This window comes from Chondromyces apiculatus DSM 436 (genome assembly GCF_000601485.1).
Classification (GTDB): Bacteria; Myxococcota_A; Polyangia; order Polyangiales; family Polyangiaceae; genus Chondromyces; species Chondromyces apiculatus.
On the sequence record NZ_ASRX01000027.1, the window covers coordinates 25,398 to 48,392 of the forward strand.

Below are 22,995 nucleotides of genomic sequence, written 5' to 3' on the forward strand. Positions count from 1 at the left end.
TCAGCGCTTCTCGGTGCGCTCGATCTCGTGCGCTCCGAGCTTGATGGTGACCTGCGAAGGGAGCGGCTTCTGGAGCTGCACCCGCCACTCCCCCGAGGGCGCCGTGAAGAAGAAGTAGATCACGATCCCGTTCGGCCCGGTCTCCTCCAGGGTGACCGTCACGTCCCGGCCAGGAAAGATCGGCTGGCGGCTGAGGATCTGCGGATCGGCCTCTTCCCCTCCGAAGAGCTTCGCTGCCGCGTCCTGGTAGCCCTCTGCCGTGACCGCTTTGTCCGCGTTGCGGATCATCATGTACAGCATGGCGCCGTCGTTCGCCTTCGTGGGCGCCTCGACGGAGATGCTGGTCGAGGCAGACCCGCACGCCGTGAGCACGGCCAGGCTCGACGCGGCGAGCGTCGCGGCGAGCTTCGCGGCGAACCAACCTGCGCGCCCCGTCACTGCGACCTCGCCGCGGCCACGGCCTTGCCGATCGTGAACGTCTCCCAGGGGTTGCCCGCGACCACCACCTGGGCCTGGACGGGCGAGCTGCTGATGGGCCGGATCTCCCAGGTGTAGAGCTGGGCGGGGGCGGCCTGCTTCAGGGTCGCCGGGGGTTGCTGCGCCTTCCGGAGGAGGCGGAGCAGGCTGAAGTGCGCTCCCTCGACCGCGAGGGGTGGCGGGAAGGAGGTCTCCTTCGACGCGACGTCGGTGAGCTGCACGCCGACCAGGGCCGTCGACGGCGTGGTCCAGTCGACTGCCAGCACCTTCTCCGTGGGCTTCTGGTTGAAGTTGAACAGCGACTCCGACCCCACCTTGACGTAGACGAGCGTGAGCGCGTCCCCGTCACGCGGCGCGCTCCCGAGGGGCACGGTCGAGAGCTGGTACGAGAGCGGCCGGGGCTTGCCCTTCTCGTCCCACAGGCGCGCGGAGATCACGCCTGCGGCGTTGAGGATCCGGTACATCCCCTCGGGCATCGTGAGGCGCGCCTGGAGCGAGGGGCGGAGCGCGAAGCCATGGCTGCCGTCGACCTGGGACACCGGCTCGAGGTAACGGCGGAACACGTCGTAGACGCGCCCGTCCTTGGGGTGGAAGAGCGCGGTGAGCTCCTCGGGGCTCACCTCCTCCGTGGCGGCGGGGTCGAAGGGGAACTTCGTGACCACCCGCTCCAGATCAGGCAGCAGATCCCGGCGGAACACGCGCCCCACCACGCCCTCGATGTCCCGCTGACCGATGGAGGAGACCCGCGCCAGGGGCGCGAGGAAGGGGCCCTGCTGCTCCTGCGGCAGCCCGGTGCCCTTGATCCAGTCGCGGATCAGCGCCGCGTAGGCGCCCGCGTCGCCGCGCAGGTTCGCGAGGGCGAGGCGCCCCGACGGCGCGAGCGCCTGCTCCAGCGTCTCGTCGGTCTTGCCCCCGCCCCCGCCACCGGTCGCAGCGGCAGGGCTCGCGGCCTCCTTGGGCGCCTCGGCGGGCGCCGCCGCCTGGGAGGCGCCGAGATCCTTGAGCATCTGGTCGAGGATGGCCTTGTACTGGGTCACCTTGGGCGCCGCCGCCCCGCCATCGACCACCTCGTGCCAGCGCCCGAACTGGTCTGCGAGCTTCTTCATCGGCGCGAGCATGGGCTCGTCGCCCCTGGTCGACGGATCCAGGACGTTCAGGTTCACGTTGCCGTCCACGATCCGCAGGAAATCGTCGAAGGTCGTGCCTCCGCCCTTGTCGCTCATCAGCGCGAGCGCGACGCGGAGCGCCTCGTCCGAGGGGGTGACCAGCGCGAACCCCTGCACGAAGCCCGCGGTCTGCTGGTGATACTCGGCCGCGTACCGCTCCACCTGACTCCTCACGAAGTCGACGAGCTGATCGGCATCCTGCTTGCGATCCTTCGCCTTCTGCTGGTCGACCTTCACCTCTTGCGCGTCGATCTTCGAGGGCTGCTTGCTCGCATCCAGATCGTCGAGCAGGTCGCGCAGCCTGAGCACCGGACCGCGAACGCGCGCGTCGTAGGCGGCGCGCGTGTAGCGCCCCTGGATCACCGATCGGCCCTGGAAGACCGAGGCGCCATCGCCAGCCGGGTTCCACGCCACGGGCTGGGGCTCGTCACCGGTGGCCCGGAAGAAAATCGACGAGCGCAGCGCGTCGTAGCGGATGAAGGCCCCGATGAGCAGGCTCGCCTTGCTGTCGCGGATGACCGCGATCCACTCGTGCTCCTCGAAGACCAGGCCCTCGCCTCGGAGCACGATGATCCAGGGATCCTCCTCGCGCGGCCGCTTCGCGTAGAGGCTCTCCAGGCTGCTCACCAGCTCCACGAGCAGGCCTCGATCCTCCACCACGGCGAGATCCACGCCGCCCACCGCCTTGAGGATCCCCTTCAGCTCCTCCACGTCGAGGGCGCGAAACGCCTCGTACTTCTGCAGGAACGTGCCGAACTGCCGGTCGTAGGCGCGCGTGAGGCTCACGTACTGTGCGCGTTTTTCCTCGGGTTCGCCCCTGTCGTTTCCACCTCCTCGCGCGCCAGCATCGGCGTCGTGACGGTCGAGCTCCTCGAGGATGCCGAGCGTGAGCCTCGCATACCTGAGCCGATCGAGATCGCGCTCCAGCTCCCTGGCCCTGCGCTGCATCGCCTCGAGCGCGACCGGCTCGACCACGTGCGCCCGCATCGCTTCCTGCACGGCGCCGAAGAATTCACGCCAGGGCCCCTCGCCGTCGAGCTTGTTGAGCGACGCGCCGTCGATCTGGAACGATACCGGCGTGCGGAGCCGCTGATCGGTGTTCTCCAGGTAATCGACGATCAGCTCGGGGTCGAGGCTCGTCATCGAGACCCAGGCGTCCAGGTTGTTCTGCGCCTCGCTCGACCGGATGATCCCCAGATCGTCGAACCGATCGCTGTGGATCAGCGCCAGGAAGTACAGGCTCCGCTGGTACGGGAGCTTGAGCTGATCTTCGCTCATCCTCCCCAGCTCCGCGACCTTGCGGAGACCTGGCAGGAGCAGCTCGCTCCGGATCGCCTCGGAGAAGACGGTCCGCATCCGCTCTCGGGGGGCCTCGAAAAAGTCCGGGTGGGTGTCCAGCCACGACGCGTGGTGCTCCGTGAACGTGGTGATGGACGCGCGCAGGACCCGCTCGTTCGCGATGTCGGCCGTGGCCGGCTTGTAGCGGCGCAGGGCGCCGTCCGCCGCCTTCCACAGCCCGTGCTGGTGGGTGAAGGAGATGGCGAGGAACGTCATCACCCCGCTGGCGACGAGCGCCGTGCCGACGAGGTGCCGGAGCCGCGGGTCTGGCCCGGGCCCGCGCGCCGAGGCCCGGCGCAGGGGGTTCGGGGGGCTGGGAGGCGCGGAGGCGAGGAAGAGCCCCCCGCGGACCGGCGTGGGCGAGAGCGGCTCGTCGACGAAGAGCGAGGTGAGGAGGTGACGCAGCGGCGGAAGGAGCGGCGGGGCCGCCCTCAGGAAAGCGATCAGCCGCCGGTAAGCGTGCGCGTCGAGCAGGGTGAGGGCGCGGGGCAAGTGCTGCCCCAGGCCCTCCAGCCAGGCGTCCAGGTGCGCGCCGAGGTCCTCGTTCCCGGCGAGCCCCACCCGTAGGGGGATCCCCTGGTCGCGACAGAACGAGGCGAAGTCGGTGTAGCCCTCCATCGCGTCGAGGTGGGTGAGGATCACCCGCACCTCCAGGGCCCGCTTGCGGATCCCGCTGAGCAGGTTGATCTTGCCGCGGAGCGTATCTGCCAGGTCCTCGATGTCGCCGTGCGTATCCCCGAGGAGCCTGCGGGCGTCGACGACGACGATGATCGTCGGCGAGCGCCTGGTGTAGAGCGGCCTCCAGAGGTGCTTGAGGGCCGCCCCCACCGCCGCGCCCTCGTCGTGCAGGACCTTGGCTGGGATCTCCATCATCACGGCGTTCGAGCCGAGATAAACCGGCAGATCCTTGTCGTCGGGCTGACTCGGCAGCGCCTGCTTCGCCTGTCGCCGCCAGTCGCTGTAGGCGTCGATGACCGTGCTCTTGCCGCTCGCGGCGGCCCCCAGCACCACGAAATGCTCGAAGTTGAGGATCGAGCGCCGGTACTGCGGAGGCAGCCTCCCGAGGAAGCGCCTCCAGGCCAGCCTGAGCTGGAACGGCCCGACCTGCGACCCCTGCGCCTCCCCTGAAGCCAGCGCCGCCAGCGCGGCCGGTGGGGGCGCTTGCGCGGCCTTCTTGGCCGCCTTCTGGGTGTTGTAGCGCTTGTAGAGGGCGACGGCGGCGACGGCGAGGATCGGCACCAGGATGATGCCCGCCGCGGTCAGGCGGGGATCTATCTCGGCCGTGAGGCTCTCTACCTTGTGCTGCGCGTCGTCGAGGGGCTTCATCCCGGGCGCTCAATCGGGCCTGGAGGGGGCCCGCACAATGTAGGCTGGCCGGAGAATACCGCCAAGAATTCAGCCCTTACCGTGGGCGCTCACTCGGTGCGCCAGTAGAGATAGAGCCGCGATCCGGCAAGCTGCGGCGCATCGAAGAGAACGACCTTGCCCTCGCGGATCGCGTAGTCCCACTCCTGGCCAGGCGAGAGCGCGAAGATCTCCACGTGCGACGAGAAGCCTTGCTGGAAGGGCGGGCTGTCGACGCGCGCGAACGGGATCCCCTTGAGCGCGCGCTCGTAAGCCGTGTGCAGGCGGGTGGGGCTCGCGAGCTTGACGGCGCCGAGTTCGAGCTTCGTCGAGACCTGCGGCTTCTGGACGAGGAGGAAGACGTCCCGAGCGCGCTTGATCTCCGGGCCGAGGGCGCACTCCAGCATCCCCTCACGCTGCGTGAAGGCGACGTAAGGCACGCTCGGCCGGCCGATCTGCGCCTGCTCCTCCAGCGCCCCGAGCAGCACCTCCAGGCACTCCGCGAGTTCCTCGTGCTGGTAACGCGCGGCGATCTCGGTCGGATCGATGCCCCGGGCCACGCAGACGTCGGTGTGGAGGCTCCGGAGGGCCCGGAACACCTCGTACGGGTGGGGCGCGATGCCCTGCTCCACGTCATCGAGCAGCTCCATGAACGCGAAGACTCCGCGCAAGGCCTGCTTCGCGGCCGACTGACCGTCCGCCGCCAGGTGGTTCTGGGTCACCTCGTCGAGCAAGGCCTGCCGGAGGGCCCGGGCGATGGCGCGCATCCGCCGCCGCTGCTCCTCGAAGAGCGGCGCCGAGCGCCCCACGCAGACCAGAGCCGGGAGGAAATCGGTGCGCAGGGTCCAGAGCCCCTCGGGGCTGCACGCGAAGGAGGCCAGCTTGAAGGTCTGCGCCGCCGTCTCCGAGGTCGGCTGGCTCGACAGCTCCACCCGCTGGACGATGCGCTCGATCCCCTCCTCGCCTGCGTCTCCCGCGCCCAGCGCGACCACGTCGTAGCCGCTCTGCAGGTGCACGTACACGAGCGCGCTCGACGCCCCCGTGGTGTTCAGGTTCAGCGTCGCGGGCGCGGTGTTGCCCGGGATGTCCACGATCGTGCCCGAGGGCAGGACGAGGCTCATCTCCTGGATGCTGACGATGCCCTTCTGGAGCTGGAACCCGTCGATCTCCAGCGTCCCGAGCCCCCAGGAGGGCGCAGGAGAGAGCCGGAGTCTGAGGGCGACCTCCTCCCGGAGCGACTTCTCCTGTGCGTAGAAGTGCTCCGGAAGGAGGGCCTGGCCCATGTGCCAGTGCACCCGTGCGGTCTGATGGACGACTTTCTTCACATGCATTCGCTGGAGGCCGCCGCCGCTTCAAGCGCGCCGGCCTGCGCGGGCCCGGCGCGGCCCCTTCACTTCATCGAGGCTTCGGCGAGCGTGCCGACCTTGAGGCCCCAGCCCTTGACGAACTGCTTGCTCGCCGAGGTGGCGAACCGCAGATCGTACGTCGAGTTGGCGGCAGGGACGATCTCGAAGAAGACGTTGTAGACGTTGACGTCGATGTTGGGCGCGACCTTCACGGCCTCGCTGGCAATGGACAGGCGGATGTCCGTCTTCCCTGGCGCGTTGAGCTGTCCGGCGACCTCCTGAGGGTTCATCGGGTACGCCTCCTCGAACCAGGCCTTGGTCTCCTCGTCGAAGTTGACGAGCCACCACGAGAGCTTGGTCACCTTGGTGTTCTTCAGGGTCGTCTGCTGCTTGACCTGGAGCTGCTGCGCGTTCTCCGCGGAGATGTAGGCGCTGATGGAGATGGGATCACCCACACCACCGCCCCACGAGAAGCTGTCGATGACGCCGACGACCGTCACCTTCTTCATGCCGCTGCCACCCCCGTCCGCGGGCGCGGTGATGCCCTTGTACGAAGCGTCGGCGTTGTACGGGCAGAAGACCTCGATGTCTTGCTTGAGGTACTCCCCCAGATCGAGCCCCTGGAAATTGACCAGATACCCGACACGCTGCTTCTTGACCGGGTCCATCAAGAACCCGCTCTTCCAGTCACACGGAAAATCGTACATGTCGTCCTCCTCGAAGATCTGAGGCTCAGCCGAGCCGCGCGTCGACGCGCAGGTCCACATCCATGCCCTCGAACTGAATGTGGGGCAGTATCGAGAGATTGCACTTGTACCAGCCAATCTTGCCTGGCACCGGGTTGACCTCCAGGGAGTAGGCCTTGAACGGGTAATAGCGCAGGGTCAGATCGTCGGGATTGACCACGGTGGTGACGTACCGCGAAATCCAGCGGTCAATCTGCGACGTGACATAGGGCGCGTCCGCATTCGAGCCGATGTTGTCGCGCATGATGCACTTGATGTAATGGGCAATGCGGGAGACGGAGAAGGTATAGGTGAGGTTCGAGGCGAGCTGCTGGTTCTCCGCGTCCTTCGGGTCCTGCTGCGCGAGCGGCCGCTTCAGGGCCTGCGCGCTGTAGAACACCGCGTCACCCGTGCCCTTCTTGTGGATGAGCGGAATGAGCCCCGCCTTCGCGAGCTCGAACTCGCGGAAGTCCGGCAGGGTGGTCTCCACCGGGCCGCGCAGCTCCTCCTCCCCGCGCACGTCGAACGTGTACGAGGCGAGGCCGTCGCAGAGGCCACCCCCCTTCACGCCGCGCAGGTACTGGCACCAGCCCGACGTCTCGAAGGATCGCACCATGTTCCTCGCGAAGAGCATCGCCGAGTTGCCCCAGAGGTACTCGTCCGGGTTGTCGCCCCGGACCTGCTCCTCGAAGCGGATGTCCTCCGAGGGGTTGGTGATCTCGTTGTAGGGCGCCCGGACCAGATACCGGGGCATGGTCAGGCCGATGTACACGGACTCGTCGGATGAACGCAGCTTCTTCCACTCCGCGTAGCGCGGCGTGTCGAAGAGGCCCTCGATGTCCCGGAGCTGGTTGACCTCGGCCATCGTCTTGCACCCGAACAGCATCGGCGACGCCGAGGCGATGAACGGCGCGTGCGACGCGGCGGCGATCTTCCCGATCGTGCGCAGCCAGAGGATGTCCTTGCGCGTGTTCGCGAAATCGTAGAGGCCGATCATCCCGCCGTAGGGGAGGCCGCCGAACTGGTCGTACTCGGCGACGTAGACCTTCTTGAAGAGTTCCGAGCCCGCGATGTCCGCCGCGTTCAGCTCGAGATCCTCGTGCAGCTCCTCCTTGGTCACGTCGAGGAGGTTGATGTCGATGTTCGCCCTGAAGTTGGTGTTCCGGACCAGGTCCTCGATGGAGGCCCAGGTCGACTCCAGGGCCTTGAACTCGGGGGCGTGGAGGATCTCGTTGATCTGGTCCCCCACCATCTCGTCGATCCTGGCGACGAGCGCCTGGATCTTGGGTTTGTCGATGCCCTCCTTCACATCCATGTTGTAGAGGACCGCCGCCATGCTGGAGAGGAACCGCTCCTCGTCCGTCACCGCCTCCACGATGGTCGTGAAGTTGTCCTTGATCATCGGCTGCGGCTTGGCCACCTCCGGCGCCTCGGACGAGAGGCGCACGCTCTGGAGGAGGCTCTTCACGCTCAGGTCTTGCTCTGCCATGGCTCACTCAATCCTTGCTCGGTTGAAACCGCCCTCGACCCTCAGGTCCCACTCGGCTCGCTCGCGCCCGCGTCGTCCGCGCGCCCCGGCGGGAGCTTGAAGCTGTCGTAGCTCTCGAACTGCTTCTGGAGCTCGTCGGCAGCCTGCTTGTTGCCCTCCTGCGCCAGCGCCCGGAGGATTTTGCGGAAGTCCTTGCTGTTGTCGATGTTCGCCTGGGCCTCGAGCAGGAGCTTCTTGAGCAGGAGCAGCGCCTTGATCTTGGGCACGTTCTGCGCCACCTCCGCGGGGGAGAACGACTGCATCGAGGTGACGGGCAGCTTCACCTGAAGCGTCTCGGAGTTCTTCGGATCGATGCGGTTCGGCACCGTCGCCTCGATGGACATGTCCATGTCGGCCATGACCTTGTTCAGGTTCTTGCCGTCGAGGCGCCGGATCTGGCGCTTGTCGAACTCGAGCTTCTGGTCCTTCGACGTGCCCGCGGAGAGGTCTCCGAGGACCAGCAGGCGGAAGGGCAGGTTGACCTCCTTCTGCTCGACGCCCTGGGGAATGCGGTAGGTGAGGGTGATTCGCGATTTCGGGATCTCGTCCGTGATGGCCATGGTTACTCCGGAGCAAATCGCGTCGATGGACGCGGAGAAGGTTCGGGGCGGGGCGACGGTTCAGGCATCGTCATCCCAGGTCCATTGCTGCACGATCCGCTGCGTCGGACCGAGCGCGAATTCGAGGGTGGCGGTCTTGCCCTTCGCCGGGACCACCTGGAACTCGAAGCGGTACACCTTGATGTCGAGGGTATCGCTGAGCGGCGTGGGCGACTTCGAGATGAAGATCTGGATCTCTCCTCCCGTGGTGTCGAGGGTCGCGTCCATCGTCTTCTTGTCCTTCACGAACGCGGCCTCGTACCACTGCTTCTTCTCGTCGTCGTAGGCGATGACGTAGAACGCTAACTGGAGCTTGGTGCTCGTGAGCGGGCGAGAAATCTTGGAGCGAATGTCCGCGGCGCTGTCCTGGCTCACGTAGGCCACGAAGCGCATCGGAGCGTTCTCGTCGCCCGAGAAGCGCATGCTCTCCAGGAGGCCGATACACGGGATCGTCCTGCCCGTGACCACCGTCTGCCCCGCCGCGTTGAAGGGGTTCCAGACCTCGATGTCCTTCTTCAGGTTGAGGCCTCCGCAGCCGCTCCAGAAGAGCAGATAGCCGACCGTCCCCTGACCGCGCGGGTCCACGTTGAACCCGAAGCGGTAGTCGCAGTCGAAGTCGAGATCGTTCTCACCCGTCTCCACGCTGGAGCGCATCATCGCGCGCCTGCAAGGCCAGGGTCCACACTTTGTGTCGTGGACGCGATCGACCAGCGCCTGACCGCGCCCTTCTCAGGAGACCCCCATCTGACCTCGTATCGCGGTGATCTCCCCCATCAGCGTCGCCCGGACCGTGCTCAACTCCCCCGCGCCACGGCCTGCGCTGCCGATCTCGCCCCGGAGCACCGCCACAGCCTCCCCTTGGCTGGCCTGAAACGCCGCGATCGTTGCGTTCACCTGACCCTCTGCGCTCTGGATCCGCCCTCGCAACGCATCCACCTGCTCCGCGATGGGCGCCACGAACGCCTCCACCCGCTGCTCCACCCGCTGCCCCTCTGCCGCGATGCGTTGCGCGATCCCCTGGGTGGCCTGGGTGAGCCGAGCCGTCGCCCCGCCCACCGCTCCTTCGAAGGCCGCGACGGCCTGCATCACCTGCCCCGCGAGCTGCGACTTTCCTGCCCCGAGCTGGTCCTTCACGCCCTGCAGCCCCTTCTGGAGCTGCGGCTCTGCGGCGTCGATCTGCGCCCCGAGGCGCTCGACGAGCGCGTCCACGGCCTGTGTCATCCGGGTTTTCCCCGCCTGGATCTGCTGGATGGCCGCATCCCTGGCGCTGTCGATCCGCGCTCCGACCTGCGCGACGAGCGCCTCCATCTGCTGCTTCACCGCCTGCACGGTCGCGGTGACCGGCGGCAAGGCAGCGTCGACCTGCTTTCCCATCGCCCCCACCGCGGCGTCGACCTGCCCCAGCGCCTGTCCCTTCACCTTTTCGATCTGCTGCTGGATCTTCCGGGAGACCTTCGACAGCTCGTCCCCCGCCTTGGTTGCGGCCTGCTGGATGGCCGGCAAGAGTGTGTCGAGCGCGCCCTTGATGGCGCTCAGGGTGGGGTCGACCAGGGGCTTGGGCAGCCCCGTCGCGGGGATCTTGTCAAGCGCGCCGACGCCTTGGTGAAGCACCCCGTTGAGCGTCTGCACGCCCGCCGTGAACATCGACGACAGCTCGTTCAGCGCCTGCACCAGCGCCTGCAGGGGCGGCATCACCTCCCGGGGCAGCGCCGCCGCCGTCCCCCGCACCGCGGCGAGGAGCTCGAGCGCGGTGGCGATGGCCGTCTCCACCTGCTTGAGCAGCTCCCCGAGCTTCCCGAGCGCCTCGGTCTGGATCGCGTCGAGGGCCTGGCCCACCTGATCCACCAGCGCCCGGAGCTGCGCCTCCGTCTCGTCGAGCTGCTGGTTCATCGCCGCGATCGGCGCGAGCACGCTCTGCTCCAGGGCCTTCCCGGCAGCGCCCACCGCATCGAGCGCCGCGAAAGCCGCCTGCTTCATCGCTGACGCGGCCCCGTCGACCTCGGCGCGACCGCGCGCGATCTGCTCCCTCGCCCCCTCCAGCGCCCCCGTCGCGGCTTGCTCCGCCGCATCGATCTGCGCGGTGAAGGTGGCCGTGAGCTCGCGCAGCGCCTTCTCCACCGCCGCGCGCTCCTCGTCGACGCGCTTGCGAAGATCGCCCACCTGACCCACCAGCGCATCCATCGTCCCCGCGAGCTGGGCCCCCAGCGCCCCGGCCGCTTTCTCCGTGCCCGCCGCGCCCGCCTCGACCTTCCCCTCCAGCGCCTGGAGAGCCGCCTCCCCGTCCGCCCGCAGCCCGGCGAGGGCCGGACCGACCTTCCCCTCCACGGCCCTGAGCTGCGCGCCCAGCCGCTGCGCCGTCCCCGCATCCAGCCCGGCGCCCTGGCGCTCCAGCAGGGTGCGCACCGCCGCGATCTCCTTCGCCACCTCCGCGTCGAGCTGGTCGACCTCCGCCCCGAGCTGCGCCCGCCCCTTGCCGATCTCTGCCCCGAGCGACGTCCAGGACCCCACCACCGCGCCGGGCACCGCGCCGATCTGCTGCCGCACCCGCTGCGCTGCCCCCCGGGCCTCGCCGTCGAGCTTCCCGAGCGACCCCGCCAGCGCATCGAGCTTGTTCCACGCTGCCTGCATGCTCGCCCCGCGCTCACCGCGGCGGCGCGAGCCGCGCCACCGCCGCCCGCACTTCGCCGAGCTGTTTCGAGACCTGTCCCTCGGCCTCCTTCACCCTGCCCTCCAGCCCGTCGAAGCGCCCCCGCACCTCGGCGTCGAGCGCCGCGATCTCCCCCTTCAAGCTCCTCGTCTGCGCCCCGATCCCCGCGAGGAGGATGCGCAGCCGCGCCTCCACCACCCCGAGCTTTGCCTTGAGCTGTCCGAACATCGCGCCTCCCTCATTTGCACGGCAGGGGCTCGCGCCCCCGCCCCCCGCCGAGCAAAGCTCGTCGGGGCCCCCCACTCCGCGATCCACCCTCATTTCCAGAGCGCTTTCCCGCTTCGGGCCTGGCGCCCGTCGCCTCGGGAAGCGGACGCTGTCCCCGACCGCATGCATCAGGTGAACAGGGCCGCCAGCACGGCCGCCCTGGCCTCCCCCACCTTCGCCACCACGGCCTGCAGCGCCTCCGTCGCGCTCGACATCATCCCCTGCAGCTCTGCCTGGGCCGCCTCGACCTTCGCCCCCACCGTCGCCACGGCCGCATCGGCAGCCCCCTCCACCTCCGCCGTCGCGGCATCCAGGCTGCCCGTGGCCCCTCCCATCGCCCCCTCGAACTTCCCGGACAGCGCGCCGACGCTGCTCCGCACCTCCGCGGACGCCTGATCCTTCGCCGCGTCCACGGTCGGCTTCAGGTCGTAGGTGGGCTCGGGCGCGTCCTCGCCCTTCTCTTCCTTCACCTCGAACCGGATCGTCCCCTCGGAGATCACCAGCGTCTCCACATCGCGCCCGAGCCGCCGCTCCACCCGCAGCGCCGGCTTGCTGTCCTCGTACACGTGGCGCACAGTGGTCTCGTCCCGGTCGCGCTTGCCGAGGACGATCTGGTCTCCCTGGGTGTCCTCGGGGAGCTTGCCCGCCCAGTCGAGGAACGCGACGATCTCGGCGCTGTCGAAGCCCAGCGCGACGAGCACCCGCTCGTTCTTGTACGCCGGAAAGAAGAAGTGGCCCGGCGCCTGGCCCGGGATGAACGGCGCCACCACCGTCTGGTTCCAGAGCGGGATCTGGATGCGGTAGCGCGGACGCGCATCGTCCTTGCCCTCGCGCGCGTCCCAGGTCCGGTCCTCGTCTCCGCCGCTCGCGGAGAGGATCTTTCCCTCCACCAGCACCGGGTACGAGGGGCGCCGGAACGGCGGCAGCCGCGGCGTCGGATCGCTCTCGCGCTCCAGGCGGAGGCGCAGGGTCAGGGTGTAGCGCGCGCTCCCCTCGGTGAGATCGGGCGCCTCCGCCGCGGCACGCCCGTCGAGCGCCGCGGCGATCACCCGGTACTTCTTCCGAGCCGGATAGATCCGGTCCCCCAGCTCTGCGGCGAGCGTGACCATCCCCCCCGGGACGACGAAGGCCGGAGGACAGCGTCGCAGGCTGATCTCCAGCCCGTGCTCCGGAGCCGCGAGGCGCGCCGTCTCCACCGTGACGCGCGGGTCGACCTCGGTCTGGATCGGGGTGCGGACGAGCACCTCCCGTCGGACGCCAGCCACGGCGTGCGCGTTGGTCACCTCCTTCGTGTGGACCGCCGCTTCCGCGGCCCCGTTGAGCACCGCGACCGCGGGTCGTGGGGGCTCGGGGGCGAGGAGGCGGATCTCCCCGATGACGCCGGCATCGAGGGTCATCCCCTCCCCTGCCCTCGCCTTGGCGCCACCGAGCCGGTACTTCCCCTCGGCCGCGTCGAGTTCGAGCACGCCGTGGGTGTCGTGGAGAAACCAGACCACGAAATCGTGGAAGCTCGCCTCGCACGCGCCCCCGAGCCCTACGCAGAGAATGTCCTGCGCCACGCCGAGCCTCGGCCAGGAGAGGTCGAGCTGCATCCCCGGGGCGACGTGCTGTTCGAGGACCTCCTTCATCGAGGCGCCCGCGTGCAGTTCCAGGGGCCGGTGCTGACCCCAGAGGGCACGCGCGGGATCGAGGAAGCGCAGCGTGTAGCGGCGCCCGACCACGGGGAGCCCGGCGCGGTCGTCGGAGACAATCTCGGCGAGGCGCCGCTCCGTCACGGGCCCCTTGAGCTTCCAGGGCGTCGCCTGCGGGTCCGCGTAGCCCTCGTTGCCGTTCGCCAGGGTCAGGGTGGCGGTGATGAGACCCTGCGACGTGAAGCGCGAGAGAAGGCCGTCCGTCTCCTGCGCGGCGGAGACGAAGAAGACGACCTCGGCCGAGAAGCCGTGCACGGTCGCGTCGAGCCCGAGGCGCTCGATGCTGCCGGCCGGCAGCGAGAACGCGTCGGTGCCGAAGTCGAGGTCGAGCGTCACCACGAGCCGGTCGGTGAAGGGAGCGGGCGGCTCACCGGGCAACGGCGTGCCAAACGTGGGCGGCGTCCCGATCACTTACGCGGATCCCCTGTGCATGGGCTTCTCGGTCGACCCTGCACATCCCACCCTGTGCACGAGGGGAACAAGTTCCTGGCGTTGCTGGCAGGAAAGTGGGCTGGGCAGGGAGGACCTCGGTACAGGGAGTGCATTGACGGAGTGCTGGAGGGCTCGGATGGCCACCTGGATGAACGCTGCGCAGATCGCTGTCCGCTACGTGGTGGGAGAGCAGCGCTTGCTCGAATACGGAGAGCGCGGGAACCTCGCCATGCGCAAGTGTGCAGACGGGAGCGTGCTGTTCGACGCCGACGGAGTGTCACGCTTCTTCCGGGTGCGGGGCGCCGAGATCGCGGGGGCCCAGGGCATGGTGCTGGGCGGGCGGGGCCAGAACCTCGGGGTGCTAGGGGTGGCGAAGCTCGGCGGAGGAGCCACCGTGATGCAGGGTCTGACAGTGCCGGGTGCGCGCGACGGTGCGCGCGACACGCGCAGGCGGATGCTGCGGTCGCGGGCGGAAGAAGCGCTGGCACAGGTACCGCTCGCCAAGGCGGGCTGAGGCCATTTCCCCCCGCCGGTATCCTCAGCCTGTGCCGCAGACGCCTCGGTCTCCGGCACCTCCAAGCTGATCCCAGGATCACCTCGACCGAGTCCACGCTGTCGCCCGCGTTGTCGTCCGCAAAGGCCCGTGGTTTCATCGACGATTGCTCGTTCGGCCAGCCATCGGTCGGCGCCTGTTCGCGCCCCCGCGGAGGATACCGAGGAGGACGAGGATGCCTTACTCACACGTCCAGTTTCACGGAATGCGCATCGACACCTTTGGCACCAAGAGGAACGGCAGAAAGCTCTACCACGGGTATTACGCGACGCAGTTCGCCCCCAGCACGTGGGATACGGACGCGGAGAAGGCTGATTTCGACAAGAGGCTCGCGGTCTTCCAGCGCGCGCTCGACGGTGCCTGGGGATGGAACCAGACCAGCCGCAACCCGCAGGTCCTCAAGGTGTTCATGGCCCCGGAGTTCTTCTTCCGTGGCCCGATTGGCGCCTACAGTTACGGCATCGCCCAGTACGCCCTCCACAAGGTGACGGAGCTGGTCACGGACGCCAAGTGGAGCGACTGGTTCTTCGTCTTCGGCTCCGTCGTCTGCATTCATCTGGCGACCAACGGCCAGAAACGTGTCGCGAACATGGCCCCCTGCGGCCTCGGGGGTCAGCACCCGCAGATCAAGGTGGTGTGGAAGAAGCACGTCTCCGGCATCGACTTCATCAAGAAGGCAGACCGGCTCTCTCCGAACCTCCTCGCCCTAGAAGACGTCGTGGAGATGCCCCTGAACGAGACCGGTGACCAGCGCGCGATCTTCAACCTCGGCGCGAGGAAAGTGGGCGTCGAGATCTGCCTCGACCACCACCAGAATGTGCGCCGGATCCAGAGGACCAGGCCTGAAGACCGCTCCGTGCGGCTCGATATCCAGCTCGTCCCGTCGGCAGGGATGGATGTGAAGGTCCCCTCGGTGGTGACGAAGAGGGAGGGCTACATCTTCAACTGCGACGGCATCCGCAAGGCCGCGGACCTCAAGCGCCTGTCCTCGGAAGACGGCTTGTTCTCCACCAAGGCGGTGAGCGACGTCGGCGGAGGGACCACCCTCACCGTGGTGGCGGACGGGCAGGATCCGGACAGCAACGATGTCTTCACGAGGCAGGGCATCAAGGTCGAGGCGTTTGTCCCCCGGCGCCTCCCGTGAGCGACCCCGACGAGGCCCGGAGGTCCTCGCGCCCTCCCCGCGCGTGAGCGCCCCCCTCCGCCGGGGATGGTCCCTTTCGGACCTCCCGGAATCCTCCCTGCCCCGGGCTCGGGGGGTTCCCACCGCCGCGAATGACCCCGTCCTCGGCGGAGGGGGGCGCTCCGTGGCGGGGAACGGCGCTCGGTGGCGGCGACAGGCGCGACCTGGCCCGGGAGTCCGCGCTTCCCCCGCGGGCAGAGCACCTCCCCCGCCGCTCAGGCCGGGGTGGCGGCGCGGATCACAGGGCGCTCACTCCAGGACGTAGGGCGCGACGCCCAGCCGGTCGGAGGAGAGGACCGTGAAGGCGTTGTTGACCGTGGTGCTGCTGGGATTGTTGTCGGTCCGGTTCGCGTAGAAGTTCGCCCCCAAGTGGAGGCCGAGCAGGAAGCTCTTCGTCCTCGTCGCGTCCAGCGCGAACACGGGGCCGCCCGAGTCGCCTGGCGCACCCGTGCTGGTGTCGGTCCCGGGGAAGACGAAGACGTCCTGGTAGCCTTCGTGGGTCCTGGGGATGTATTCGCGCACGACCCTCGCCACGTTGCCCTCAGGCTTGAGGGAGATCGCGCGCTTGCGGAACCCGTAGGATGCCATGTCCCCGGCTTCGATCTTGCCGAAGCCGAACTGGAGCAGCGTGTAATCCTTGTAGCCGTACTTGTTCCCGAGCACGCGCTGAGCCGCGTCGTTCGTGAGGACATCCCAGATCTGCTTGTCCTGCGGATCGCCCCCCAGGCCGCCACTCCTGGCCTTCGCGGACGCGAACTCGCCGCGGAAGCCCACCCTGAGGAAGTCGTTCACGGCCCTGGCCAGCGGCATGGAGTCGACCTGCACCAAGCACACGTCGTACCGGAAGTCGGCATCGGAGCCGTCGCAGAGGGTGATGCCGGCGATGGCGTACTCCTGGGAGGAGATGCCCGGGACCTTCACCCGCACCTTGGTGCGGAAGTAGGCCGACAGCCCGCTCGACCCGAGGTTGGCGCGCTTCGCGGCGATGTGGAGGTTGTGCTTGGCGGTCAGGACGTAGGTCCGGCCAGCGGCGAGATCGATGCGGAACACGACCCCGGAGCCCGTGAACGATCCCGACGCGACGCCCCCTTCGAGCTTCACGGCCATTGCCTCGCACAGTCCGTAATGGTCGGGATCGAGATCCTCGATGAGGTCTTGCGTGGCCTTCTCGACACCTTCGGCAGTAAGAATCATGGCAATCGCAGGCTATCGCACTCCCCCCGGGAAGCCACGCCCTCGCTCCGGCGAGGTCCGAAATGGGCTCCCCGACGCACTGTCATCCCGGCACGCTCCAGTCCCCCGAGCCCGCCTCACTTCGCCCTGATCGTGCCCGCTCCCACCGCCGTGCCGCTCGCCTTGTACCAGTGGTAGAGCCTCCTCACGCTCACCACGTACCGCTGCGTCTCCGGGTAGGGCGGCACGCCCCCGTGCCTCTCCACGGCCCCCGCGCCCGCGTGGTAGGCCGCCAGTGCCAGCGTCACGCTCCCGTCGTGCGCATTGAGCAGGATGCGCAGATACCGCGCCCCGCCGAGCACGTTCTGACGGGGGTCGAAGGGGTCCCGCACCCCCACCTCCACCGCGGTCGCCGGCATGAGCTGCATCAACCCTTGCGCCCCCGCGCGGGAGACGGCCCTGGCGTCGAAGCCCGACTCGACCTGCATCACCGCCAGGATCAGCTCCACGGGCAGTGAATACAGCTTTGCCGCCTCGCGCACGGGCGCGGCATACGGGAACCCGTCCATGGTGCCGGCCCCGGGCGAGGAGGCGCCCGTCGTCGCCAGCGTGGTCGCGGGGGCAGCCCCTCCCCTCCCCGCGCTCCACGCTGCCTGGGCCGCAGCGGCGGCCTGGGTCGCAGGCGCCGCCTGGCCTGCAGGCGCCTCGGACGCTGACGCCTCGGACGCTGACGCCTCGGCGGTCACGGTGACCTCGTGCACCTTGCCCTCGCGGTCCACGTAGCGCACCACCTCCGCCGCCGCGTGCCCCTCGCCGAGCAGCACCGCGCTACCGACGAGGCCCGAGCCCGCCGCCACCGCGCGCCATCCCCGGGCCCGCTCAGCGACCGATCGTCGCGAAGACTTCGAGAAGCTCCGTGAGCTCATCCAGCAGCTCCATCATCCGCGCGCGCGGATCCTTGGCAGCCTTCGCCTCGGCTGCGTCCTCGCCCGATCCCCCTGCCATCTGCGCCAGGAGATCCTCCGCCTCGGCGAAAAAATGCTCCAGCGTCTCCTTCCGCTGCGGGATCTGCGCCCGCGAGAGCGCCCGGATCTGGGCGAGGATGGCCCGCGCCTCCGGGTAGGGATCGCGCGGGGTCTTCACCGCCGCGAGGCGCGCCGGCAGCGCGTCGGGCGGTGGCTCTGCGGCGCGCGCCCAGGTGAGCCGCAGTCGCTCCAGGTCGAACGGTTCGCCTGCCATGCGCCGCTCCCACGCGCCTCAAGCGCTCCTGGCCAGCAGCCAGAGCACCAGGTACAGGCCCACGATCGCCCCGATCGCCGCGGCGTAGTAGTGGAACGGGAACCGCACCAGCTCCACCGGCGCGGCCTGGGCGCCCTCGTCCTCCGCCTCGATGGGAACCTTCGGGATGCGGAGGGAGAGGCGCTCCTTGTACTCGGCGATCTTCCGGGCGTCGCCCTGGTACATCCCCTGGAAGCCGTCGCTCAGGCAGAAATAGAAGATCTCGAAGACGATGGGGGGCGTCTCCTCCTGCCGCAGCCGCTCCTCCAGGCGGGCGTAGAACAGCTCTCCGCCGTTGCTGACCTCGTAAAGCTCGCTCTGCAGCGGCTCCCAGCGCGCAGTCGCGTTCCGGCTCACGAGGCGCACCATCTCGTCGAAATGCACGACGATGGGAAAGAGCACGTAGTGCACCTCGTGCTCGGACAACGTGCCCGAGAGCTGGCCCTTGAGCCACACCAGCCGCTGCCGCACCCGCGCCCGGAGCTTGACGAAGTCGGCGCCGTCGGGGTGCGCCTCCTGGAAGGCCAGGTCCTCGGCGAGCGCCTTGGCGCCCGGGTAGCGGGCCTCCGCCTCGGCCCGGGGAGGCTCCTCCTCCATGGCCACGGTGCGTCCCCGCGCGAGCGCCAGCACCGCCGCCTCGTCGCGCTGCTTGCGGGCGCGCGCGAGCTCCGCCGCCCGCGCCTCCACGCAGAGCGTCTCCACCTCGGCGAAGGCCTCCTCGATCGCGAACCACAGCGCCGTCATCGATCCCATCGTTGACTCCCGTCCCTCAGGGGACGCGCACCTCGGCGCCCAGCTCGGGCACCCTGGCGACGAGCTCGACGACCTCCTCCACGCTCCAGGCGGCGAGGACGTCGAGCAGCTTTCGGCAGAAGATCTCGACCCGGGGCAGGTCCGACGGGTTCAGGCCCTCGAAGGCGATCTGGTAGACGTATTTGAACCCGCTCGTGCTCTTCGCGAAGGGCTTGCTGGCCACGTCCACGTGGGTGAGCGCGGCGGCGAGCTTGTCGAACTGCGGCAGCACCCGGGCCCCGATGGCCCGGAGGAGGAAGCGCAGCTCGTCGACGCCGAGGAAGCGCTGGCTCTTCAGGGAGAGCAGCTCGAGGAGCGACTCCCGGTCCTCCTCCAGGTCGCTCTCGGCAGGCAGGGACAGGCCGCCGGAGCAGGACCAGGAGACGCCGGCGAGGTGGCGGTCGGCGAGCCGCACGTCGAGGTCGCCCCCGCGCACGCCGCGGAGGGCTGGCTGGTGCCACACCGCCTCCACGGCGACCTTCTGGGGGTCGTCGAAGGCGCCCGGGAGGTTCAGCGAGAGCAAGGCGCGGCGTTGCTCGCCCTGGCCCTCGTAGGTGACGTCGTAAGTGGCGCGGCGGGCGCTCGCCGTGTCCGCGCTCGGGCCGAGGCGCGCCGGGATCACCGCGGGCTCGATGGGCACCAGGCCCTGGTCCGCGATGCGGTAGACGCCGAGCACGCCGGTGGGGACGAAGCGCGCGGCGGCGTCGGGGTGGCTCAGCGCGTAGCGATCCCGGGTGCCGTCGCAGGTGAGGGGGTTCGCCATGTCCACCCGGGTGTTCACCACGGGAACCACGAACAGCTCCAGGGTGTCCGTGGTGAGCCGCAGCTCGGCCGGCCAGCGGTCGTCCATGTCGAGGCAGAGGGTGAACTCCCGCCAGTTCCGGGGGGCCTGGATCCCCCGCACGTTGAGGTAGAGATCCTGGCGCGGGAAGCGGAACGAGGCGCGGGCCTCCTGGAGGGGGTGCTCGGTGCGGTCGAGGAAGGGACCCGTCTGCGCAGGGGGGCCGACGTAAGCCTCGCAGGGCACGCCCGCGGTGTCTTCCTGCACCGGCCTGTCGAAGACCGCGCTCACCGAGGCGAGGTGCTTGTCCAGGGCGTGGAGCACGGCCATGGAGGAGCCGAGATCGTCGAGGTGATTGACGTGCAGGTTGATCTCCCCGATCTCGTCGTTGCGCGGGAAGCTGCTCGAGAACCGGAGGAGGATGCGGGCGCCGCGGCCGCGGCGGGAGATCAGGCTCACGCCGGAGAGGGTGATGGGCAGGATGCGGAGGCGGTGTCGGGTCTGCATCCGGAAGACGCGGGGCTCGGCGCCCTTCGCGGGGGGCTCGACGAGGAGCACCCCGGCGCCGCGGGGCAGATCGGCCGCGTCGGCGAGGCTCAGGGTGGGCGTGGCGCGCAGCATGCCCATCGCCGGCAAGGGGCCGAGGAGGTACGAGAAGTGCTGGCGGAAGATGCGCTGGATGCTGCGGTGCATGCCGCGATCGGCCGCGAGGCGGGTGCGCGCCGAGAACATCGCCATGCCTTCGAGGAGGCGCCGGACGTCGGGATCCTCGCGGGACAGGGGCGTGCTCGGGTAAGCGCCCGTGTACGCGATGCGGAACCGTTCGAGCGCCGCGAGCTCTTCGAGGAACGCCTTTTCGAGATGGTCTTGGGCCATGCGATCCCTCCCCTCAGCCGAGCTTGACGAGGCTTCCCTCCACCTTGACGAGGGAGCCCTTCACGGTGGTGACGTCCTGCCCGACGGTGGTGAGCGGCGCGGTGAGGTCGGCCTTCATGGTCCCGGAGAGGGCGATCTTGCCGCCGGAGACTGCCGCGTCCGTGCCGCCCTTGGCCGTGAGCGCAGCGGAGGCTTCGATCGTGGTGTTGGTGGCCGAGAGCTTGGCGTCGCCCGTGGCGCTCGCCGTGAACCCGGCACTCGACGCGAGCTTCATGTCGGAGGTGCTCGACGCGCTCAGCTTGGCCGAGGAGGTGAGGGTCATGTCCTTCGTGCTCGTCACGGTGAGCTTGCCCTGGGCTTCATGGGTGGAGTCCTCCGTGGACTTGACGCTGACGGTCTCTGCCTCGACCGAGAACGATTTGCACTTGATCGCCACGCTGTCGTGCTTCTGGGTGACGGTGCTGGTCTCCTCGCCCACGACCTTGAGCACCAGGCTCTCCGCGTCCTGGGTGATGGTGGTGGTCTTGTCGTCCCCCTTCTTGACGGTGACGGTGACGGTGGTGCCGTTCATCGCGATCGTCTGGGTGATCTTGGCGTCTTCGTCCGTGACGACGACCGTCACCCCGTCCGTTTTGCTGAGCTCGATGGAGCAGATGAAGGGGCTGGCCATGGGTCGCGCGTCGCGAGGCGGCGGGAGCGCTGCGCGGCAGGCAGGCTCCCCGGATCCTCACAGCCTACGCGAGGCACGCGGGGACGGACAAACGACGCGCAAGCCAGGAAGCGTCAGGGCCTGCAGGGCGGGTCGGGCGTCGCTCGGTGCGATCCCCGGAGTCCGGCATCGGGCGCCTGTCTCCGTGGAGGTGCTCCGATATTGGTGCAGTCGAACCCGTCCTCGAACACCCCGTCGCAATCCTTGCAGAGGAACCAATCCTCGCCACGGAGGCAGTCGATCTCGGTCCCCGCGGCGCTGTCGTCGACGCCGCAGCCCACGCACTCCGAGAGCCGCTTGCTCCTGGAAGCGTGCTCCACCTCCTGTCACTTGCGCTTGTTCACGCTGCTCGGCGCGGAACTGGGCGTCTTCAGGAAATTCACCGGGTCCTGCGAGTATTCGCGGATGGGGCTGCTGGGATAGGCGAAGTGCGTCCCCTTCGTCGCGGCGAGGAACTTGCCGAAGGTGAAGGTGCTGTCCTTCTTCTTGCGCGCGCTGAGCGTGTCGGACAGCACCATGAGGCGGTACTCCGGCAGCTCTGCGGCCGTGAGCGGCTGGAGGAAGGTGGTCGGCGCCTTGTCCGGGAGGTGGTCGTTCTTGTTGCAGATGTGCGGGTAGACGCGCCAGGTGGTCTTCTCCTCCCCCGCAGGCGGCCGGAAGACGTAGAAGGTCGGCGCCGTTCCGTCGTGCTGCCTGCTGAGGGTGGTGTCGGTGTAGAGCACGAGGTGCCCGAGGACGCCGCGTCCCCGCTTGCTGGCGACGAACCCCTTGGCATTGTCCCCCGCGATGCGCACGTGGACCACGAAGCCCCTCCGCTGCGGCTCGCAGTTGGTCGCATAGAAGGCAGCGAGGTTGACGCGCACAGGTTGTCGAGGATCGGCTGGCGGGGATGGTCGTGTCTGTGGCGCCCCGCCGAGATGAAGGCAGCCGTCGGTCGGATGGCCTTGACGAAGGCGACGTCGGTGCTGCTCTCGGCGCCATGGTGACCGCACTTGAAGGCACACACATGCCCGGGCAGCGCCAGACGGTCCTCGTATTCGGAGGGGAGGTCGCCGGCCGTGTAGTAGACGAAGCTGTTCATCTGCAGCAGGCAGGCGATGCTCGCGGTGTTGTCGTCCCGGATCTGGGGCGTGCCCACGTGGATGATCTTCAGCTTGCAGTCGAGGTCGTTGATAAGGAGCTCACGCGTCCTGGCGACCCGGTAGGAAACACCCTCGTCATTGCACGCTATTCTGAGGCGATCGAACTTGCTGCGGTTGTACCCGAACGTGGGGACGAGCAGCATCCTGGTGGTGATGTCCGGGTGCCTGACCACCGGCTCGAGCCCTTCGTGGTGGTCGCCGTCGAGGTGGGTGCAGACGATGAACGCGAGCTCCGTCACGCCGAGGAGCTTCAGGCACCGTGCCACGTACTTGCCGCGGCACTTCTTGCCCCCGTCGATGAGGACATGGGTCGACGTGCCCCCTTGATCAAGCTGATGAGCGTGGACTCGCCCTGGGAGACATCGAAGTGAATGATCCGGAGCTTCGTGGGCATCGTGGTGACCTTCGCGGAGGCGCTGGGCGCGGCCATGATGGCATGGCGCTGCGCCGGAGAGACCTGCGTGCCACGACGGCCGGTCCGCGCGCGTTCCAGCGCGGGGGGTCCACCCTTTACGAGCCGGGATCCCCGCGGTATTCGAGGGCCTAGCAGCGATGGAGTTCGTGCCGCACCGGTGGGCAGTCGTCGATGATCTGATGATCAGTGTGACCCTCGCGGGGCCGAGCACCGACGCGGTCTGGCAGTCGTTCGCGCGCGACATCGTCCACCACGACGTGACCAGGTACATCGGCGTGGCGCTCGCGTGCGCGGATGTGACCAGCGTGCGCCGCAAGATCCTCGCGGATGCGCTCCTCCTCAAGAACGGTCGACGTGGGTGCGTTCACGTGGTCGGAGATGGATGTGGCCATCGCGCATCTCGGCGTGCCGAAGGCGCGCGTTGCCCGCGTGAAGGCGGGGATCGAGCGGCTCAGTCGGCCGATCTGAGCGCGGTTGTCCGGGGGAGCTGGAGGTGACCACGTGTTGATCGCGCAGATCTGCCGCGAGGTGTG

At 68.8% G+C, this 22,995-nt stretch carries 20 protein-coding genes; 3 read left to right on the plus strand and 17 right to left on the minus strand.

The window, feature by feature from the left end; translation table 11 throughout:
- The 10 genes from CAP_RS18710 to CAP_RS18755 form a co-directional block, all read right to left on the minus strand.
- Entirely contained in the window at window positions 1-438 is a 438-nt protein-coding gene (locus tag CAP_RS18710; RefSeq protein ID WP_044242894.1) for a hypothetical protein, read from the minus strand.
- Complete coding sequence (locus CAP_RS18715; RefSeq protein WP_044242897.1) at window positions 435-4,307, minus strand: type VI secretion protein IcmF/TssM N-terminal domain-containing protein; 3,873 nt, start codon at window positions 4,305-4,307, stop codon at window positions 435-437. The genes CAP_RS18710 and CAP_RS18715 overlap by 4 nt, the downstream gene beginning before the upstream one ends.
- An 89-nt stretch (window positions 4,308-4,396) precedes the next feature.
- Window positions 4,397-5,656, minus strand: a complete 1,260-nt coding sequence (gene tssK / locus CAP_RS18720; RefSeq protein WP_081865024.1) for a type VI secretion system baseplate subunit TssK — start codon at window positions 5,654-5,656, stop codon at window positions 4,397-4,399.
- Between the two features lie 59 nt (window positions 5,657-5,715).
- On the minus strand, window positions 5,716-6,378 hold the full coding sequence (locus CAP_RS18725; RefSeq protein ID WP_156040927.1) for a hypothetical protein: 663 nt from the start codon (window positions 6,376-6,378) through the stop codon (window positions 5,716-5,718).
- 25 nt (window positions 6,379-6,403) lie between these two features.
- Window positions 6,404-7,885: a type VI secretion system contractile sheath large subunit gene (tssC, locus tag CAP_RS18730; RefSeq protein ID WP_044242904.1), complete on the minus strand. Its 1,482-nt coding sequence runs from the start codon at window positions 7,883-7,885 to the stop codon at window positions 6,404-6,406.
- Between the two features lie 41 nt (window positions 7,886-7,926).
- A complete protein-coding gene (gene tssB / locus CAP_RS18735) occupies window positions 7,927-8,484 on the minus strand; it encodes a type VI secretion system contractile sheath small subunit (protein ID WP_044242906.1) in 558 nt (185 codons plus the stop codon).
- A gap of 60 nt (window positions 8,485-8,544) precedes the next feature.
- Entirely contained in the window at window positions 8,545-9,180 is a 636-nt protein-coding gene (locus tag CAP_RS18740) for a hypothetical protein (RefSeq protein WP_044242907.1), read from the minus strand.
- 72 nt (window positions 9,181-9,252) lie between these two features.
- Window positions 9,253-11,151, minus strand: coding sequence for a hypothetical protein (locus CAP_RS55000; protein ID WP_044242910.1), 1,899 nt, complete (start codon window positions 11,149-11,151; stop codon window positions 9,253-9,255).
- A gap of 13 nt (window positions 11,152-11,164) precedes the next feature.
- Window positions 11,165-11,398, minus strand: coding sequence for a hypothetical protein (locus CAP_RS18750; RefSeq protein ID WP_044242913.1), 234 nt, complete (start codon window positions 11,396-11,398; stop codon window positions 11,165-11,167).
- A 167-nt stretch (window positions 11,399-11,565) separates the two neighbouring features.
- Window positions 11,566-13,539, minus strand: a complete 1,974-nt coding sequence (locus tag CAP_RS18755) for a hypothetical protein (protein ID WP_044242915.1) — start codon at window positions 13,537-13,539, stop codon at window positions 11,566-11,568.
- Between the two features lie 157 nt (window positions 13,540-13,696).
- Here CAP_RS18755 and CAP_RS18760 point away from each other — a divergent pair, with 157 nt between their 5' ends.
- A complete protein-coding gene (locus tag CAP_RS18760) occupies window positions 13,697-14,074 on the plus strand; it encodes a hypothetical protein (protein WP_044242918.1) in 378 nt (125 codons plus the stop codon).
- A 214-nt stretch (window positions 14,075-14,288) separates the two neighbouring features.
- The gene (locus CAP_RS18765) at window positions 14,289-15,257 is read left to right on the plus strand and encodes a hypothetical protein (protein WP_156040928.1); all 969 of its coding nucleotides are present in this window, start codon (window positions 14,289-14,291) and stop codon (window positions 15,255-15,257) included.
- Between the two features lie 288 nt (window positions 15,258-15,545).
- On the opposite strand, the gene CAP_RS18770 is transcribed toward CAP_RS18765, so the two are convergent.
- The 7 genes from CAP_RS18770 to CAP_RS18805 all read right to left on the minus strand — a co-directional run bounded on the left by CAP_RS18770 (window position 15,546) and on the right by CAP_RS18805 (window position 21,768).
- Window positions 15,546-16,490, minus strand: coding sequence for a hypothetical protein (locus tag CAP_RS18770; protein ID WP_044242923.1), 945 nt, complete (start codon window positions 16,488-16,490; stop codon window positions 15,546-15,548).
- A 116-nt stretch (window positions 16,491-16,606) separates the two neighbouring features.
- Window positions 16,607-17,326 carry a lytic transglycosylase domain-containing protein gene (locus tag CAP_RS52395; protein WP_044242925.1) on the minus strand — a complete coding sequence of 240 codons (720 nt, stop codon included), beginning with the start codon at window positions 17,324-17,326 and terminating at the stop codon, window positions 16,607-16,609.
- A gap of 22 nt (window positions 17,327-17,348) precedes the next feature.
- Complete coding sequence (locus CAP_RS18780; protein WP_044242927.1) at window positions 17,349-17,708, minus strand: hypothetical protein; 360 nt, start codon at window positions 17,706-17,708, stop codon at window positions 17,349-17,351.
- Between the two features lie 18 nt (window positions 17,709-17,726).
- A complete protein-coding gene (locus CAP_RS44930) occupies window positions 17,727-18,500 on the minus strand; it encodes a DotU family type IV/VI secretion system protein (RefSeq protein WP_081865026.1) in 774 nt (257 codons plus the stop codon).
- A gap of 16 nt (window positions 18,501-18,516) precedes the next feature.
- Window positions 18,517-20,196 carry a type VI secretion system baseplate subunit TssF gene (locus CAP_RS18790; RefSeq protein ID WP_044242929.1) on the minus strand — a complete coding sequence of 560 codons (1,680 nt, stop codon included), beginning with the start codon at window positions 20,194-20,196 and terminating at the stop codon, window positions 18,517-18,519.
- 13 nt (window positions 20,197-20,209) lie between these two features.
- A complete protein-coding gene (locus CAP_RS18795) occupies window positions 20,210-20,866 on the minus strand; it encodes a hypothetical protein (RefSeq protein WP_044242931.1) in 657 nt (218 codons plus the stop codon).
- 365 nt (window positions 20,867-21,231) lie between these two features.
- Window positions 21,232-21,768, minus strand: a complete 537-nt coding sequence (locus CAP_RS18805) for a hypothetical protein (protein WP_044242935.1) — start codon at window positions 21,766-21,768, stop codon at window positions 21,232-21,234.
- Between the two features lie 116 nt (window positions 21,769-21,884).
- Between CAP_RS18805 and CAP_RS50575 the strand changes: the two genes are divergently transcribed.
- The gene (locus CAP_RS50575; protein ID WP_197041248.1) at window positions 21,885-22,418 is read left to right on the plus strand and encodes a hypothetical protein; all 534 of its coding nucleotides are present in this window, start codon (window positions 21,885-21,887) and stop codon (window positions 22,416-22,418) included.
- The last annotated feature ends 577 nt before the right edge of the window (window positions 22,419-22,995 follow it).